Origin of the sequence: Arachidicoccus terrestris (assembly GCF_020042345.1) — a bacterium.
In the GTDB taxonomy this organism is placed as follows: Bacteria; Bacteroidota; Bacteroidia; order Chitinophagales; family Chitinophagaceae; genus Arachidicoccus; species Arachidicoccus terrestris.
The window spans coordinates 3407950-3425158 of record NZ_CP083387.1 but is presented as its reverse complement, the minus strand read 5'-3'; the positions used below and the strand labels follow the sequence as shown (position 1 = coordinate 3425158).

The window sequence follows — 17209 nt, the reverse complement described above, 5'->3', positions numbered from 1 at the left end:
TTTATCAATAAAAAATAGCTTAATCGTCACTGAGCGCTTTATCGCGATTTGCTTCCGTCATATCTACCTGCGCCGTATGAGAAAAATCCCCTAAAAGCCACATGCTGTAATAATCAGCCAGTCGCCAGAAAAAGTATTCCTCCATGTCGCCATAAGCGTGACGCTGCCCGGGTAATATTACCAGATCAAACCGCTTGTTGGCCTTTACGAGTGCATTTACAACGCGGATCGTATTGGCGGGATGAACATTGTCATCCACATCTCCTGTAGTGAGCAATAAATGCCCCTTCAAATGTGACGCGATCTGTGGATTTGTCGCGATCTTAAAGGCAAAACTAGTGTCCCCTTTGCTACTTATCTTTTCTGTTATACCATGATGCTTTTCACTCCACCAGTTATTGTAGATCCGGTTATCATGGTTACCGGAAGACGCAACGCCCACTTTAAAGAAATCGGGATAGGTAAACATGGCGGCTGCCGTCATAAATCCGCCACCGGAATGCCCGTGGATACCAACTTTATTAATATCAATATAGTTAAAACGATCGGCGATCTGTTCAGCTGCCGCTTTCTTATCAGCCAACCCATAATCTCTCAGATTACCATAACCATAATTATGATACCATTTGGACCGCATGGGGCTGCCGCCTCTGTTACCGACCGTTAAGACGACCAATCCGATCTGCGCCAAACGGTCCGTACGATCAGACAGACGTGTAAAGGCTGTCTGTACCGCTTCTGTCTGCGGTCCGGGATAGACATATTCAACCAGAGGATATTTTTTAGTACTGTCAAAGTCAAACGGTTTATAAAGAACGCCATAAAGGTCCGTGATGCCATCTGCCGCTTTAACCTTTACTAACTCTGGAAACTTGTAGCCGGCAGCAAATAATTGCGACAAGTCGGCCGAGTCCAGTTGCATGATCTGCTTGCCTTCATTATTCCTAAGTACTGCATTGGGTACCGTATTGACCCTGGAATAATTATCCACAAAATATTTCCTGGAATCACTCATACTGATATCATGATCAAAATTCCCTTTGTTAAGCAGTTGCAGATTGCTGCCATCAAAATTAATCCGGTAGAAATGCATATAATAGGGGTTCTCTCCATCTTCCCGGGCATTCGCTGTAAAATAAAGCACCCTGTTTTGCTCATCTATTTTCTCAATGTCATTGCAATGAAAACCACCGGGAGTGATCTGGTTCTTCAGATGTCCTTCTCCATCATATAAATAAAATTGCGCCCAGCCGCTCCGTTCGCTCCATTCAATGAGCTCCTTCCCACCATTGACAACACCTACATTCTTGGCCTCCTGCGAGGTATTCATCCGCTCTTCAATAATGGTTTTGGCTGTACCGGTGGCTGCATCTGCTTTCAGCACATCAATCTTTTTCATGTCACGACTCTGCCTGGTTACATAAAAATGTGTATCATCTCCTGACCAGATCAAAGGCACATAAGGCTTATCCCTGTCCGAGGAATGATAAGGCTTACCCTGTATACTTAAGGTCTGATCCTTATAAGCATGCGCGTCTATTTCTCTTCGCGTTTTATTGGCCATGTCAAAGACCAGTAAATGATAAACCGACAGTGCAGTATCTCCGGGCATAGCGTAAGCGTAAGTTTCCAGTGTGGGGCGGGGTTCTTTAATATTATGTACAACCCATAGCTTACTTACTTTGCGATCATCCTCTCTTGTCATGGCAAAATATCTGGAATCAGCCGACCAAAGAAGATAAGGCTTGGATCTTTTGTCCTTATCTTTTTCCATTTCCACGTTATCCGTACCAATATTGCTGGCATTGCGGCCATAAGTGTAATAGAGTTCTCCATCGGTGGTCAATGGATGCTCTATAATAGTGCTGTCTTTTTCGTTGATCAGGGCCTTTTCAAAATTCGCCCTGTCCATCCAGTAGAGATTATAATGCTTCACAAAAACAACTGTCTGGCCATCAGGAGAAATATTAGCCCATTTCTGCGTCTCTTTTTTCCTTTTATAGTCCTTAAGCTCGGTGAGCCTATCCTGGTCTATATCATAGCGAAAATAATAGATTTTTTTTTGAGACTTCTCCGCTGCCGAGGTATGATCCTTTTTCTTATCACCCTCATTTCCCTTATCTTTTTTAACATTGCCGGTATCTTTATCCACTACATCTTTTTGGGATTTTATCTGAAACCGTATTGCATGCTCATTTTCCAAAAATTCAACGCTATCGATGGGAAAATGCTGAGCCGTATAAGGTTCCTCCACAATTTCGCTGACTTTGGCAATTACTTTCTGTTCATCAAACAATGGCCGCTTGGTTCCGGCCGCAGCATTCACCAGGTACCATTTCTTTCCTCTGCTGGTAGAGAATTGATACCAGAACTGGTCTCCCTTCTGCAGCCAATGAGGGCTCACATGGGTAGAAAAGATCATCTTTTTTTGCCTTTCCGGCGAAAATTTAGCAGCCAGGGCATAATTTGCCTTGAACGGTTCCTGTTGCCGGGTTGTGGGCATCTCCTGCCCCTGTACTGACAGAAAACCCAGTACTGTCATCAATAATAAGCCTGTTGTACGCTTCATAAGCTTAAGGTGGGTATGAATATATTTAAAGTTACAGTTGTCAGTTCCTGATTTTCCTTAAAATCCCTCTACAATAGTTTTACAAAAACAGTGACGGGGCCTTCAACCTGACCGTCAGCCATATTATCCTTTCCGACAATAAGCGTATAAGTACCTTTTTGCCGGGTACGATAGTGTATTTCATGCCCAAAGGGGCCGTCCATACTGCCATCTGGCATAATGATCTGATTGATACGCACATTCCTTTCCTTACCGGGAGCATTTAAAGAGGCCACCAGTGAGTCGCTTGACACATTCTTAACCACTACATGAATCCGTTGAAAAATGTGATCCACCTTTAATACGATTGAATCCGGTATACTGCCCTGGGTAACTGATGCAATGATCAAAGAATCCTCATTCGTTTCAGTTACCGTCAAGGCCGAACGATCAGTGATAGACGCGGTGTCGATTTTCATACCCGCAGCGGCCGAGTCTGCTTCCGGTTTATTTTGATCTGTGTCGGTATTTGACCTGCAGCTAATAGATGTAAATGCAACTGCCAGCAGTGCCCAGACAAAAACACTACGTACAATCTTCGTTATCATAACAATAATATTTACGGGATGACTCGATAAAAACCGGTTAGCCTTCAAAGGATTGCATCATTTGCTGATGATATTTCCTGGCAGCCTCTGCTGCTGCGGCCTTATAATCTGTTCCGCTGGAGGCATACATTACGGCTCTGCTGACATTCACGAGTAGTCCGCAGTTCTTAGTCCAGCCTGCGGCAGCCACTTCCTCGACAGTGCCTCCCTGGGCACCCACACCCGGAACCAGTAAAAAATGATCCGGAACAAGCGTACGGATATGTTGTAAAGACTCTGCCTGAGTGGCTCCTACGACAAACATCAGATTATCGGGGCTTCCCCAGCTACTGACCGTCGTAAGCACCTGCTCATAAAGTCTTTTACCGGTGGCGAGGGCCAACTGCTCAAAATCATCGGCACCCTTGTTCGAAGTAAGCCCTAGAACAATAGTGGTTTTATCCTTATACGCCAAAAAAGGCTGAACACTGTCGCTGCCCATATAAGGCGCCACGGTTACAGCATCAAACTGATAAGTTTCAAAAAAAGTTTTTGCATACTGGGCGGCTGTATTCCCGATATCTCCTCGTTTTGCATCCGCAATACTAAAGTGGGTTTTGGGAATATGTGCCAGAGTGGCTTCCATAATCTCCCACCCCTTTTGCCCCATGGCCTCGTAAAATGCCGTATTGATCTTATAAGCAACAGCACTGTCAAGGGTGGCATCAATTATATCCCGGTTAAAGGCAATGATATCCTTCGGCGTATCCTGCAAGCCATCAGGCAATTTAGTCCCATCCGTATCCAGGCCTACACACAAATAAGAACGTTTTTGAAAGATAGATGCTGTCAGTTGCCGAATGTTCATAAATTCTTAGTTAAGAGCCAAAAATAAGAAAGTGCGCCCTAAAAAATAACATTCTGCCCGAGAATTTGCATCTTTGTAGCGGCAGCCAGGCCTAAGACTCCTGAGCAAAATGGCTAAAATCAGGTAAAACGAAGAAAAAAGTCAAAGAATGCTTACGTAATGTAAGGCATTTCAAGACTTATACAGTTCAATTCATCTATAGAAACCTATTATTCATGTGGTGCAAATATTTACGGTTATTCATTACTTCACTTTGCCTGAGCACACTAGCACTCACCGTCAGTGCACAAAACGGCCCCCTTTCAACCTCCAAAACCCCTAAGAGCATTATCAGTCAGGATATAAACGCAACTGCGCCCTATGATCCACTGCGGGTCAGTTTGCTTACCTGTGCTCCGGGGGCAGATCTGTATTCCAGCTTTGGCCATACCGCCATCCGTATTCAGGACCGGCAGCTAAACACGGATTATGTGTTCAACTATGGAACATTTCAGTTCGATCAACCCAATTTTTATCTCAAGTTCATCCGGGGCAAACTGGAATTCATGCTAAGCATTTCGACATTTGAGGAATTTATGTATGAATACCAGGTCACTCAGCGAAGTGTGACTGAACAAGTACTCGACCTAACAGCTGATCAAAAACGGCAGGTCCTCAATTTTTTAAAAGATAATTATCAACCGGCCAAAAGGTATTATAAATATGATTTTCTTTATGACAATTGCGCAACCAGAATCAGGGATATTCTGTTCGGCCGAATGAAAGGGACGAAAATACACGGACAGATCGTACCGGATCATACCAGTTTCAGGGATCTGATATATCATTATCTGGATAAGGGAGGACAGCCCTGGAGCAAGCTTGGGATAGATATTCTGCTAGGTAGCAGAATCGACATCCCTGTGGATAACAATACAGCCATGTTTTTGCCGGATTATCTAGCTGCAGGTATAGATTCTGCCACTGTCACAGGACATCCCTACGTACAATCTAACAGCAAGATCATCGACCTCCCTTCGCCCATAATCCCCAGCAGCAAATATCTTCCACTCATAGTCATTTCTGCCACATGTATCTTGCTGCTATTAATCTATTACCTGCTTAGAAATGAACCGAGAGGGCAATTGATACTGGATAGCCTGCTGTTATACGTTACGGGCCTCCTAGGCGTATTACTGGTATTTATGTGGTTGGGCACAGACCACCAGGCCTGTAAAAATAATTATAACCTCATTTGGGCCATGCCTCTAAACCTGATTGCCGGTTTTTTCATCTGGAAGCCACGTACCTGGTTGAAGAAATACTTTATATTCATGTTGATATTAACAGCTATTCTGCTCGCTTTCTGGTGGGGACTCCCACAACATTTTAATATCGCATTATTGCCCTTCTGTGTCCTCATGCTTATCAGGTATGCAGTATTGGCCAGAAAAAATGATATACATGCAGAAAACAATCCACTATAGAGGACAAGATATCAGATATGTGCTTTTACAACCAACTCGCCCATCGAACAGTGGCAGTGACAGAGCAGACCTTACACTGATGTTGGTGCATGGCTTTCCCGAGAGAGGCGGTATATTTCAAGAACAGCTGGATGCCTTGTCGGCCTACTACACATTACTGGTACCGGATCTACCTGGCTCCGGCGGCTCACCCTATAATCCAGTACTGGAAAGTACAGCCGACTTTGCGGATAGCCTGGCAGCTATCATAAAAGAAGAGCAAATTGACAAGCTGGTTATTATCGGTCACTCAATGGGCGGCTATATCGCACTGGCATTCGCAGAGAGATATCCGGAAATAATACTGGGACTAGGGCTGCTTCACAGCACTGCCTATGCAGATTCTGAACAGAAGAAAGTCAACCGTATCAAGGCCATACATACCATGGAGCAATATGGGGGGGCTGCCTTCTTGAAAACCATGATCCCTACTTTATTTGGCCCTGTCTTTAAATCAGCTCATCCGCAGGTCATTCAGGAACTGATTGAAGCAGGCAGCCATTTTGAGACGAGGACTCTGCAACAGTATTATCAAATGATGCATGACCGGACAGACAAAACGGCCCTGTTAATGCATCTATCCATACCTTTTTTATTTATTTCGGGAACTGAGGATAAAGCAGCGCCTGCCATCGATCTGATTCGTCAGTCTTCTCTGCCCCAAACAGCGATGATAGAGATATTGGAACAGGCAGGTCATATGGGGTTTCTGGAATGCCCCGGTCAGGTTAATAAGATCCTGACCCATTTTCTGCAATTGGTGCAAAACGTATCCATATAACAGGACTCATCTCATAAACCGCCTGTTAAAAAGCCTATGTTATTTTTGGTTTTCAAAAAATAACATAGGCTTTTATATATGAGCTGACTAAGCTCATTTTTTAGAAATTTTATAAAGTTTCCCCTGTTCAGACACCACATACAATGCGCCATTATGCGCCTGTGTGATGGCCCGGAAACGTTGTCCCATATCCTGCATGAGCCACTCTTCTGCTTCCACATGATCGCCGTTCAAAACGATGCGGGTAATGTGTGAGCTGCTCAGACAGGCAATAAAGATATTTCCCTTCCATTCAGCAATGGTATCGCTATTATAAAAAGTCATGCCTGAAGGTGAGATAACCGGATCCCAGTAATAAACGGGTTGTTCCATGCCTTCTTTTTGCTGAATACCTTCTCCTACCGGATCACCGCTATATTCCCTGCCGTAGGTGATAACCGGCCAGCCGTAATTTTTACCCGGGCGAACGACATTTAATTCATCACCACCTTTGGGGCCGAACTCTACTTCCCAGATCTCATGGGTTGTGGGGTTGAAAGCCATACCTTCAGGATTACGGAAGCCATAGGCATAGATCTCCGGTAAGGCTCCTGCGGAATCCACAAAAGGGCCGCCGGGAACCGGCTTACCTTCCTTCGTGATATGGAGCACCTTACCCAAAGCAGAATTGAGCTGCTGTGCCTGCACCCGGACTTTCTTGTCCGAACGTTCTCCGGTGCTGACAAAAAGATTACCCTCCTGGTCGAATAAAATCCTGGAGCCATATTGCAGGGTACCCTTCCAGGCCGGTGCAGCCCGGTAGATCACCTGGATATTTTCTAAATGCGTTTCGTCATCCGCAAGCCTGCCTTTCGCGACTGCCAGTACATTACCTTCCGCCCCTGGTTCTGCGTAATCAAAATACACCATTCTGTTGGTGGCAAAATCCGGATCTATATTAACATCCAGAAGACCTCCCTGTCCATCCGCATTTACCTTTGGCAGACCGGTAATCTTCTTATCCAGTTGTCCATCCAGGGTTTCAATCCGCATGGTCCCCAGTTTTTCAGTAATCAGTAACCGGCCATCCGGCAAATTACAGATCGCCCAAGGGAATTTAAGTGTACTGTCCAGCATTTCCACCTTAATCGGTGTCTGGGTTTTAACCCCTTTTACCCGGGTCTGTCCAGGAAACGCCGGCTTATAATTACTATTGGGAGCCTTGGTCTCCACGGGTGGCAGGCTGTCTGCCGGGGCTGTTTTCTGATCGTTTTGTGACTGAGAATTACTGTTGCAGCTCAACAGAGCACCGCCCATCATGAGTCCGATGAGCGCACGTGTAGCATGTGATATATGCATGAGAATATGGTTTTTCATAGTGAATTTACTTCATTTTAGCAGTTTTTATCCAATCACCTCTTCTATGTTAACAATATTTTGTCGTTCAAACCTTTCCCGATCCCTTCTTAACTATTCCAACAGGTCAAATCAATCAGTCTTGTTATGACGAATAACCCATAGACTGGTTAAAGGCCTGGCTTTGATTTTTGGCGATTGTTAATGGCTCCCACTCGGCACCTTTCAACCATTTAGCCACATAAACGATTTGCCCGACATGGCTGCTATAATGCATCAGTTGTCTTACAATAGCATCATAGGCAGCAAGTTTTTCCCCCCTGATCGTAATCTCTTTTGCCAGATCTTCAGCATGCAGACTTCTCAAAGCTTCCAGTAGACAAGACCAGCCTTTTTCCCACTCAGTCAGTAACATTTTCCGGTCCTGCAGTGTTGATTCGAATTCCTGGTCACGGTTCCGCCAGGCTTTCTCCCCATCTTCCGTCATAAAGTTCGTCCAGCGGCTTTTCATATTACCGGCCATATGCTGCATAATGACAGCAATACTGTTGCTTCCCTCCGCTACAACTGCAAAGAGTTGATCATCTGATAACTGACTGATGGCCTTGTCCGCCATCTGTTTATATCCTTCCAGTCTTTTGATAGATTGCGTCAAAAATCCGGTTGCGAAGGATTCAGGTGTAGATATCATATTATGTAAATTTTATGGATCGTTCTTTTGAACCGTAAAATTACTTAATAACTTGCGAATGGTGCCTTTCTTCAAAACAGAATTCTCCTGAACATTCCCGGTTTTTATGGAATATAACAATCATCTGAGCGCTATTCTCCCATAGATTATTAAATTTGCGTTTCAACATGCTCAATTAAATTAAAATCATATGGCTTCATTTGAAGTAACAGGTGGCAAAAAACTGAGTGGCAGTATCATTCCTCAGGGGGCTAAAAATGAAGCCCTGCAGATTATCTCTGCTGTACTGTTAACTGATCAGGAAGTACGAATTGAAAATATTCCCGATATTCTGGATGTCAATCTGTTAATTGAATTATTGGCAGATATGAATGTACAGGTCAACCGTATTGATCGACATACCTGCCTTTTTAAGGCGGATAATATTCAAACAGATTATTTAGCTTCTGCTGCATTCAGGGACAAGGGCAGTAAGCTGAGAGGCAGCGTTATGCTGGCTGGCCCCATGCTGGCACGTTATAAAAAAGCTTATATCGCTAAGCCAGGTGGTGATAAGATCGGACGCCGTGGTGTCGATACACATATTCTGGGCTTTCAGCAATTGGGCGCTGCATTTAACTATAATGCGGAAACGTCCTGTCTGGAATTTAGGACCAATGGCTTAAAAGGATGTTATATGATGCTGGACGAACCCTCCGTAACCGGAACAGCCAACGTACTCATGGCGGCTGTGTTGGCAGAAGGCACCTCCCAGATATATAACGCAGCCTGTGAACCGTATATCCAGCAACTCTGCCGGATGCTGAACAGCATGGGCGCCAATATAACCGGCATTGGCAGCAACCTGTTAACCGTTAAAGGGGTGGATAAGCTTTCGGGTACCACACACCGGATGCTACCGGATATGATTGAGATCGGTAGCTTTATCGGTCTGGCTGCCATGACAGCTAGCGAGATCACGATTAAAGACGCGGGAATTGGGCATTTAGGCGTTATTCCGGAGAAGTTCCGTAAACTGGGCATCCGGATGGAGTTTAAGGGGGATGATATTTATATTCCTCAGCAGGATCATTATGAGATATCCACCTATATGGACGGGGGTATACTGACCATTTATGACAATCCCTGGCCGGGATTTACGCCAGATCTGATCAGCATTGTATTAGTAACCGCCATCCAGGCCAAAGGCAGTGTGCTTATTCATCAAAAAATGTTTGAAAGCCGGCTGTTCTTTACCGATAAACTGATCGATATGGGCGCACAGATCATTCTTTGTGACCCGCATCGCGCCACCGTTATCGGACTGGATCGAAAACATAAATTAAGAGGTATAACCATGAGCAGTCCGGATATCCGTGCGGGGCAAGCGTTACTTATCGCGGCACTGAGTGCAGAGGGCAAAAGCATTATTCAGAACATCGAACAGATCGATCGCGGCTATCAGCATATTGATAAACGCCTCATCGAACTTGGTGCTGAGATCCGCCGGATCGACGACAGAAGATAATCCATCTAACCAGGCATTTTTGAAAGAACTGTATTATATAGGTAACCACTCAAAAGACTATGTCAGATATTAATACAATAGAAAAAGTAATTCAGAATAGAAGATCTGTTAAACCGCAAGGCTACAATGGCAAGGTCATTGATCCGTCTTCTATAAACAAATTAATCCAGGCAGCAAACTGGGCTCCTACCCATGGATTGACTGAACCCTGGCGCTTTATCATTTTTGATCGCGAGGGTATCGGGCGGTTTTGTCAGGACCATGCAGATTTATATAAGGTCAATACAGAACCTGACCGGTTTATGCAGGCGTCTTATGATAAATTGAAAAACCAGGGCAACAGCGCCTCTCACATCATAGCGGTCTTTTCTAAAAGAGGTCCTAAAAACAATATTACAGAACTGGAAGAAATCTGTGCTACAGCTGCGGCTGTACAAAATATGCTGCTGGCAGCGGAAGCCATGGGTATTGCCAGTTTCTGGAGTACCGGAGGCCAAACGCTAAAGCCCGCCATGAAGCAGTATTTTCAATTAAAAGAAGAAGACCAGATGATCGGCCTTATTTACCTGGGATATACAGACCAGGAAAAGCCGGAAGGCAGAAGATTGACTTCTATGGAAGAAAAAGTCATGTGGTACCACCGATAGAAAAACAGAGACATGAATAACATACCTGCAGACATATCCGCTGAGAAAATCTCAAAGAGTCATGGTAAAATGATCATTTTAACGGCTCCCTCGGGAGCGGGTAAAAGTTCCATTGCCCGCTACTTGCTTTCAAATCACGCGGATAAACTTGCTTTTTCTGTATCTGCTACAACCCGTGCGCCACGGGGCCAGGAAAAAGACGGAATTGATTATTATTTTGTTTCTGTGGAAACATTTAAGGAAAACATCCAAAAGGAAGCTTTTCTGGAATGGGAAATGGTCTATGAAGGTAAATACTACGGCACCTTAAAGTCAGAGCTTAACCGGATCTGGAACAGTGGCAAATTGCCGATCATGGATATCGATGTAAAAGGAGCCATTCATGTAAGGAAACAGTTTGGTGCAGAATGCCTCTCCATTTTCATTGAACCGCCTTCTGTTGAGGCCCTAGAACAAAGGCTAATAGGTAGGGGTACTGAAACCACGGAAGCTATACAGACCCGGCTAAGTAAGGCCAGATATGAGCTCTCCTTTCAGCCTCATTTTGATCAAACCGTTACCAATGATCAGCTGGACGATGCCTGCAAAAAAGCGGAGCAATTGATTTTGGACTTTATCGGGTAAACCATCAAAAGACGTTCAGAAAAAAAAGACCTCTGCCAATTTAATCCAACTAGTTCCTGGTTAGCTCGGCAACGATTTTTTTCTGATCGGAGATCACGCCGTTGATCAGGTTAAATAAGCTATTAATGGTCTTATAATCTGTCAGGAATTTTCTGATGGAGGTATCATGCGGCCCGTCAATACTTACCTGTAGCTCCTTTTTACGCTGCTCCAGCAAATCCATTAATTTTTGATTAACCGGCAACTGACGAAGGACAGCGCCCGCTCCCTCACTATCGGCTGTATCAAGCGTTCTTTGTACGGTTTCAAAATTCTGCTGGATCTGGCTACACACAATCAGGAATTCATCAGAAATATACCTTTGGTCCTGCCCCTGTGCATAGTATGAAAGCGACGCGATATAAGAACAAAGCATATTACTGGTCACCACAAACTGATGAAATTCCTCCAGTTTTACCTGCTGACGTTTAGGATCAGATAACATCCGCTGAAAGTTATCCGACAAATTCGCCAGTGCGATAAAAGCATTCTTTCTGCATAGTTTAAAGTAGTCTACATCCAAGGGCTTACCGATAAAATAACCGGCAACAGAAAGGAAATAGACTTTATTGGCCTCCAACATTTCTGCCGCATACTGATTTTTCTGTTCATGCTCCCAATTCGGCAATACAAATAAAGAGGAAACATATCCGATCGCACAACCAATGCCACTGTTTAATATTCTTTGCAACAGGACTTCAGACATCACTTTAGCGCTGATAAAATCGTAAGATAAAATCACCATCATCGTTATGCCAATGGCATAGATAAAATAGTTGATGCGCAACATAGAACAGGAAAGCAGAATTGCGAAGCACATTATTACAAAAATAGCGTTCGCATCATTTATAAAATAGATGGTCAGAAAGCTGATTACACCACCTACAATCGTCCCACCTATTCTATCAATATTCTTTTGTCTACCCAGGCTATAGGAAGGCTTAAGGATTATAATGATCGTCATTAGTACCCAATAGCTATGATGCCCCAGGTTGAATATCCTTGAAACAATCAGCCCTATCAGTAACGCAATAGCAACCCGGATTGCATGACGGAACTGACCGGATTTAAAAGAAATATTTTCGACGAATAGCCGGTAATCATACTGTTGTTTGGGAATAAAAGGATCAAAGTCCCGGATATGACGCTTTTCTTTATTCTCCCTGTCACTTTGGTCTCCATGCATTTCTGCAGAGATATCCTTTTTATTCTTGGTGAACAGGTTCAATTTTTTTATGCGGTCTGTCAGATCCTGCAGGCTATAGAGAATCTGCCGGAGCATAATAAAATCCTCCATATTCGTCGAATCCATATGCCGCTCCCGCAACTGATAAAACGCGCCACGACATTTTTCGAACGCATTATTCAGTTCTCTTTTACTATGATATTGTTTTCCCTGTTGAAGTGCCAGGCCTATCTGTTCCAGTTCAAAAGCCAGGATACCAATATAGCGTCCATATACCTGGAGGATATGTTTTCCGTCAAAAGCTTTGTGCAACTGAACATAATCCTGTTGTGACAAAAGTATCCGTTCATACAAGTCAATACTGTCTATAAAAATAACCAGCAATGAACGGCTTTTGACAGTAGATTCCTGAACAATCTGACGGGTTTTAAATAGCACTTCCCTTAGGTTTTCCTGCTGTTCTTTCAAGACAACCTGTTTTTTAAGCATTTGATCCAGTATCTGAGGATAATCAACTTTGGGCGCATAGTATCGACTGCGCAGATTAAGGAGTTCAGCAAGTTCTATCAGATGTTCACCCAGCATCTGCTGAATTAACTTATATGGCCTGAGTCTATATGATATAATAAATATAAAAAAATACAGAATGCCCCCAGCTGTCATGTACCAGGCATTCAGCAGAATATCTCCTTCCACAAAATTTTTATCTGAGAAAAAGATAAAACACATGAGTGCGCAAGTGCCGATACTGGACATTCTGGTTCCATAAATACCGCAAAGCGAAAGCGTGACCGCAAAAATCAACAGTTCTATTACGGACAACCATAAAATATCTCTGGAAAAACCGGCAATAACAGATACTACAAAATAAGCGACAATAGCGATAATATTGGCGTTCAGCCGATGTTTAAAAGAACCTGGTGCATCTGCAAACCCGACGTTAATCACGCCAAGAGGAACCAGAATATATTTGATCAGCAACCCGTTCTGGAAGAAGACAATAGAGGGAACCAATACCGCCAGGGTAATTAATAACCCGGCATATAAATGATGCCCAGAAACAAACTTGCGAAAAGCTGTTATATTGTTCAATGTATTTGCTAATTATTTTTTAACGACGCTAAAACTTTGCTTATTATAATCATTCATGACCCGGGATATCCCTGCTACAGCAAACTGCTCGATCATTTCAACGCACTTATCTACTTTGGCCCGAATAGTCTCTCTTTCCTCTGGAAACCACTTTCCCAGAACAAAATCGACCTGCATCCCCTTAGGAAACTGATTACCAATCCCAAAACGCAGTTTTGGATATTCCGTAGTACCAAGGATCTGCTGAATGTCCCTTAAACCATTATGGCCTGCATCGCTACCGCCCGCCCGAATCCTGACCTTATCAATGGGCAGGGCCAAATCATCAACTACTGTAAGGGTCCGTTCCAAGGGTACCTTTTCTTTATCCATCCAATACCGAAAGGCTTTACCGCTTAAATTCATAAAGGTGGTGGGCTTGATGCATATAAAAATCTTGCCTTTCCATCTTACTTCTGCCACATCGGCCAGGCGGTCTGACCGGAAACTACCTTCATGTTTTGACACAAAGGCATCTACCACATCGAAGCCTGCATTATGGCGGCTGCCGGCATATTCACTTCCCGGATTCCCCAGCCCAACGATTAAAAATTTAGACATATTAACTCTCCTTCAGGTAATCACAATTACTTATCAATAACAATAATATGCAAAATTAATGCATATTAATCGGTTATGTGGACAAGTTCTGTAACAACTAAACGTTTTTAAGCATCAAGGCCTCTTTTCCGGCATTAAGTTCATTAAATAGCAAAGGGCATGGATAAAGAGAGAGGAGACAGTCTGGCAGCAAAGCAATATCTTAAAAAATCCAGGCGGGTATCTTGAAATTACCCGCCTGGTCGTTGATTTGTCCAAACCACATATCAGGTTTGTGATAGGGCGCATCTAATGCGCTTGTAGGCTAAAGGTAAAGCAAATTCTACGAATGGGCAAAACAAATTTTAACAACAAACTTGGTAAAAATAAGTCGCAAGTCCTTACGTACAACATTCATAATAAATATGTTGTAATATATTGTAAATAGGAACCAGCCCTCATAAGGCTGCAGAATTCCTTGTTATTCATCCGGAAAAAACGATCTTTAACACTGAAAATCAATCAGGAATTTGCAATAAAATTACCATGCGCACTTTTGTTATGGGCGATATTCATGGCGCCTATAAAGCCCTTAAGCAATGTCTGGAGCGGGCAAGCTTCGATGTAGAGCAAGATCACTTAATTCAATTGGGAGATATTGTCGATGGCTATCCTGATGTTTTTGAGTGTATCGAGACCCTCTTAAGCATCAAAAACAGCGTGCTTATTAAAGGTAATCATGATGACTGGTTCCAGACCTTCTTTGAAACCGGCTACCACCCTGTCCAGTGGCGAACCGGAGGCCGAGGCACATTAATCTCCTACCTGCATCACGCGGGTAAAGCGCGTAAAATATATACGTCCGGGTCAGGCTTTCAATCGGCACTTTCGGCCTCAGATATACCCCAGCAGCATCAAAAGTTTTTCAACCAGCAAAGGTTATATTATATAGATTCGGAAAACCGGTGTTTTGTACATGGTGGTTTTGACCGCCATATACCCTTCAGCCTGCAAAAAGCAGCAACTTTTTACCGGGACAGGGATCTTTTTGAGGCCGCATTGCAAAAGGATAGTTATTATGAAAACGGGGTGATACCAGAAGGTTTTTATAGTGATACCCGTTTCCGGGAAATCTATATCGGGCATACTGCGACAACCCACTGGAACAGAGATCAACCTATGAAAGCATTGAATATCATAAATCTGGATACTGGTGCGGGCCATGAAGGCCGTTTAACGATTATGGAACTGCCTTCGACTGTCAGTGCAGCATCTGCTCCTGTTGAAACAAACCCCTTCTGGCAGTCAGATCTCTTACCGACACTATACCAACATGGCTATCGGTAAATACGGGCTAAATACCTGCCATAAGTAAAGAGGGACATGCGCAGAAGGCCATGCCCTTTGTGTATTAAAAGCACAGCTGGTATAATTATCACTTAGATTTTTTGAGCAAGTAGTGGTTGACTTAGAATCTTACTGTATATTTACGATAAGTTTTTATTAACAGTTAATTTTAATGGGACTGAACAGATAACGAATGTTCCACACACCTAAAACACAAACAAATGAAATGGTTAAATCCTGATGACAGTACAGATGGCGTAGAGGTAAGGAAAGGAGGTGGCGCCCGTCGTGTCGGCAAGATCGGTGGCCTGGGCGCTATCGTCGTCGTCGTTATTTCCCTGATTCTTGGCAAGAATCCCATGGAGATGTTGGGTTTTGTCAATAATGCGATACCGGACCAAACGCAGACGCAGACCACTGGAACCGTCACGAATGTTGGGGCCAATAATGACTCAACACTGACGGTCAGAGTATATAACAGCTGTAATACTGTCTGGAACGGCATTTTACGCGACAAGTTTGGTAAATCTTATTCCAGACCCAGACTGGTCATGTTTGAAGGCAGTGTGCAGACTGCCTGTGGGGGTGCCAGTTCGGCCTCCGGCCCTTTTTATTGTCCGGGCGACAGAATGGTATATATTGACCTTGGTTTTTTCCAGGAACTATCCCAGCGATTTAATGCACCGGGCCAGCTGGCCAAAGCTTATGTCATCGCCCACGAAATGGGGCATCATATCCAGAATCTCCTTGGTATGACCGATCAGGTGGATGCCGCCAGAGGGAGGCTTAGCGAGGCCGCTTATAATAAGCTGTCTGTCAAACTGGAACTGCAGGCAGATTTCTATGCCGGCCTCTGGGCACATTATGCAGAACAGGAACAGATCATTCAATTGGAGCAAGGTGACATCGAATCAGCACTGGGCGCTGCCGGTGCAGTAGGCGACGACCGCCTGCAAAGGGAAGCGACCGGCACCACCAACCCAGACTCTTTCACTCACGGTACTTCCGCACAACGTATTTACTGGTTTAAAAAAGGCTACACGTCCGGTGATTTCAGCCAAGGCGATACCTTTAATGATCCCAGCCTGAATTAATCAGTTACTCCATCACTCATCAAAATTAAAAAAGAATGTTTCGACTAAAAACAAAGTATCTTTTGTTTACCGTGCTGGCTTTATGGCTGGTGCCGGCGTATCTGTTCGCCCAGCAACCCAAAAAAATATTGGTCTTTTCCAAAACAGCCGGTTACAGGCATGCCTCTATTGCTGCCGGCAAAACGATGTTTCTGGAAAAAAGTGTTGCTGCCGGCTACCAGGCAGACACAACGGAAGACGCGACAGTATTTACCAAACAGGGGCTTAAACCTTATAAAGCGGTTGTATTTCTCAATACCACCGGCGATGTACTCAATAATGCGCAGCAGGCCGCTTTTCAGCATTTTATTCAAAAAGGAGGCGGATATATCGGCATCCATGCAGCCACTGATACGGAGTATGACTGGCCTTGGTATAACAAACTCTCCGGAGCCTATTTCGACAGCCATCCTCACCCGCAGGAAGCGACCTTCAAAGTATTGGACAAAAAGTTCATTGCGACCCAGCATCTGCCGGACTCCCTGATACAGAAAGAAGAGATCTATAATTTTAAGTCTGTACAAGACGGTCTACATTACCTGATCAGCGTAGATGAATCCAGCTATAAAGGTGGCAACATGGGTAAATTTCACCCGATCAGCTGGTATCATAACTTTGATGGCGGGCGGGCTTTTTATATTGAATGGGGCCATTTTCCCGAAACTTTTTCTTCCAAAAGCTTTCAGAAAATAATCTACAAGGCGCTGGACTGGGCTACTTCAAAGAATTAATCCGGTGAC

At 44.0% G+C, this 17209-nt stretch carries 15 protein-coding genes; 8 read left to right on the top strand and 7 right to left on the bottom strand.

Translation table 11 applies throughout. The features are described 5' to 3' along the window. Positions 1-19 precede the first annotated feature (19 nt). From K9M52_RS13305 to pyrF, 3 genes are all read right to left on the bottom strand, one after another. The gene (locus tag K9M52_RS13305; RefSeq protein ID WP_224068920.1) at positions 20-2569 is read right to left on the bottom strand and encodes a S9 family peptidase; all 2550 of its coding nucleotides are present in this window, start codon (positions 2567-2569) and stop codon (positions 20-22) included. 68 nt (positions 2570-2637) lie between these two features. Beyond that, positions 2638-3156 (bottom strand): hypothetical protein, encoded by a 519-nt coding sequence (locus K9M52_RS13300; RefSeq protein WP_224068919.1) that lies wholly within the window; start codon positions 3154-3156, stop codon positions 2638-2640. Positions 3157-3193: 37 nt separating this feature from the next. Continuing rightward, entirely contained in the window at positions 3194-4003 is an 810-nt protein-coding gene (gene pyrF / locus K9M52_RS13295; RefSeq protein WP_224068918.1) for an orotidine-5'-phosphate decarboxylase, read from the bottom strand. Between the two features lie 215 nt (positions 4004-4218). Between pyrF and K9M52_RS13290 the strand changes: the two genes are divergently transcribed. After that, complete coding sequence (locus K9M52_RS13290; RefSeq protein ID WP_224068917.1) at positions 4219-5469, top strand: Lnb N-terminal periplasmic domain-containing protein; 1251 nt, start codon at positions 4219-4221, stop codon at positions 5467-5469. Then, positions 5447-6289 (top strand): alpha/beta fold hydrolase, encoded by an 843-nt coding sequence (locus tag K9M52_RS13285; RefSeq protein WP_224068916.1) that lies wholly within the window; start codon positions 5447-5449, stop codon positions 6287-6289. Before K9M52_RS13290 ends, K9M52_RS13285 begins: the two co-directional genes overlap by 23 nt. Before the next feature lie 93 nt (positions 6290-6382). On the opposite strand, the gene K9M52_RS13280 is transcribed toward K9M52_RS13285, so the two are convergent. Continuing rightward, positions 6383-7645: a PQQ-dependent sugar dehydrogenase gene (locus tag K9M52_RS13280; protein ID WP_224068915.1), complete on the bottom strand. Its 1263-nt coding sequence runs from the start codon at positions 7643-7645 to the stop codon at positions 6383-6385. A gap of 124 nt (positions 7646-7769) precedes the next feature. Further along, on the bottom strand, positions 7770-8315 hold the full coding sequence (locus K9M52_RS13275; protein WP_224068914.1) for a DinB family protein: 546 nt from the start codon (positions 8313-8315) through the stop codon (positions 7770-7772). 190 nt (positions 8316-8505) lie between these two features. On the opposite strand from K9M52_RS13275, the gene murA reads away from it, so the two are divergent. Genes murA through gmk form a run of 3 tightly spaced genes read left to right on the top strand, consistent with a single transcriptional unit; the run spans position 8506 to position 11093 of the window. Then, on the top strand, positions 8506-9822 hold the full coding sequence (gene murA / locus K9M52_RS13270; RefSeq protein WP_224068913.1) for a UDP-N-acetylglucosamine 1-carboxyvinyltransferase: 1317 nt from the start codon (positions 8506-8508) through the stop codon (positions 9820-9822). Positions 9823-9881: 59 nt separating this feature from the next. Continuing rightward, the gene (locus K9M52_RS13265) at positions 9882-10469 is read left to right on the top strand and encodes a nitroreductase family protein (RefSeq protein WP_224068912.1); all 588 of its coding nucleotides are present in this window, start codon (positions 9882-9884) and stop codon (positions 10467-10469) included. Positions 10470-10481: 12 nt separating this feature from the next. After that, entirely contained in the window at positions 10482-11093 is a 612-nt protein-coding gene (gene gmk, locus K9M52_RS13260; RefSeq protein ID WP_224068911.1) for a guanylate kinase, read from the top strand. Between the two features lie 49 nt (positions 11094-11142). Here the strand turns inward: gmk and K9M52_RS13255 are convergent, their stop codons facing one another. Both K9M52_RS13255 and pth read right to left on the bottom strand, forming a co-directional pair. Then, a complete protein-coding gene (locus tag K9M52_RS13255; protein WP_224068910.1) occupies positions 11143-13410 on the bottom strand; it encodes an FUSC family membrane protein in 2268 nt (755 codons plus the stop codon). 12 nt (positions 13411-13422) lie between these two features. Next, positions 13423-14010 (bottom strand): aminoacyl-tRNA hydrolase, encoded by a 588-nt coding sequence (gene pth / locus K9M52_RS13250; protein ID WP_224068909.1) that lies wholly within the window; start codon positions 14008-14010, stop codon positions 13423-13425. Positions 14011-14535: 525 nt separating this feature from the next. Here pth and K9M52_RS13245 point away from each other — a divergent pair. The 3 genes from K9M52_RS13245 to K9M52_RS13235 all read left to right on the top strand — a co-directional run bounded on the left by K9M52_RS13245 (position 14536) and on the right by K9M52_RS13235 (position 17200). After that, positions 14536-15336, top strand: coding sequence for a metallophosphoesterase (locus K9M52_RS13245; RefSeq protein ID WP_224068908.1), 801 nt, complete (start codon positions 14536-14538; stop codon positions 15334-15336). Positions 15337-15557: 221 nt separating this feature from the next. Further along, a complete protein-coding gene (gene ypfJ / locus K9M52_RS13240; protein WP_224068907.1) occupies positions 15558-16430 on the top strand; it encodes a KPN_02809 family neutral zinc metallopeptidase in 873 nt (290 codons plus the stop codon). A gap of 35 nt (positions 16431-16465) precedes the next feature. Beyond that, positions 16466-17200 carry a ThuA domain-containing protein gene (locus tag K9M52_RS13235; RefSeq protein WP_224068906.1) on the top strand — a complete coding sequence of 245 codons (735 nt, stop codon included), beginning with the start codon at positions 16466-16468 and terminating at the stop codon, positions 17198-17200. The last annotated feature ends 9 nt before the right edge of the window (positions 17201-17209 follow it).

Excerpts from the sequence above, each read along its gene's own strand:
- K9M52_RS13265 (WP_224068912.1), top strand. The coding sequence starts at position 9,882 with ATGTCAGATATTAATACAATAGAAAAAGTAATTCAGAATAGAAGATCT.
- pyrF (WP_224068918.1), bottom strand. The coding sequence starts at position 4,003 with ATGAACATTCGGCAACTGACAGCATCTATCTTTCAAAAACGTTCTTAT.
- K9M52_RS13290 (WP_224068917.1), top strand. The coding sequence starts at position 4,219 with ATGTGGTGCAAATATTTACGGTTATTCATTACTTCACTTTGCCTGAGC.
- K9M52_RS13245 (WP_224068908.1), top strand. The coding sequence starts at position 14,536 with ATGCGCACTTTTGTTATGGGCGATATTCATGGCGCCTATAAAGCCCTT.
- gmk (WP_224068911.1), top strand. The coding sequence starts at position 10,482 with ATGAATAACATACCTGCAGACATATCCGCTGAGAAAATCTCAAAGAGT.
- K9M52_RS13275 (WP_224068914.1), bottom strand. The coding sequence starts at position 8,315 with ATGATATCTACACCTGAATCCTTCGCAACCGGATTTTTGACGCAATCT.
- murA (WP_224068913.1), top strand. The coding sequence starts at position 8,506 with ATGGCTTCATTTGAAGTAACAGGTGGCAAAAAACTGAGTGGCAGTATC.
- K9M52_RS13285 (WP_224068916.1), top strand. The coding sequence starts at position 5,447 with ATGCAGAAAACAATCCACTATAGAGGACAAGATATCAGATATGTGCTT.
- K9M52_RS13235 (WP_224068906.1), top strand. The coding sequence starts at position 16,466 with ATGTTTCGACTAAAAACAAAGTATCTTTTGTTTACCGTGCTGGCTTTA.
- ypfJ (WP_224068907.1), top strand. The coding sequence starts at position 15,558 with ATGAAATGGTTAAATCCTGATGACAGTACAGATGGCGTAGAGGTAAGG.
- pth (WP_224068909.1), bottom strand. The coding sequence starts at position 14,010 with ATGTCTAAATTTTTAATCGTTGGGCTGGGGAATCCGGGAAGTGAATAT.
- K9M52_RS13305 (WP_224068920.1), bottom strand. The coding sequence starts at position 2,569 with ATGAAGCGTACAACAGGCTTATTATTGATGACAGTACTGGGTTTTCTG.
- K9M52_RS13300 (WP_224068919.1), bottom strand. The coding sequence starts at position 3,156 with ATGATAACGAAGATTGTACGTAGTGTTTTTGTCTGGGCACTGCTGGCA.
- K9M52_RS13280 (WP_224068915.1), bottom strand. The coding sequence starts at position 7,645 with ATGAAAAACCATATTCTCATGCATATATCACATGCTACACGTGCGCTC.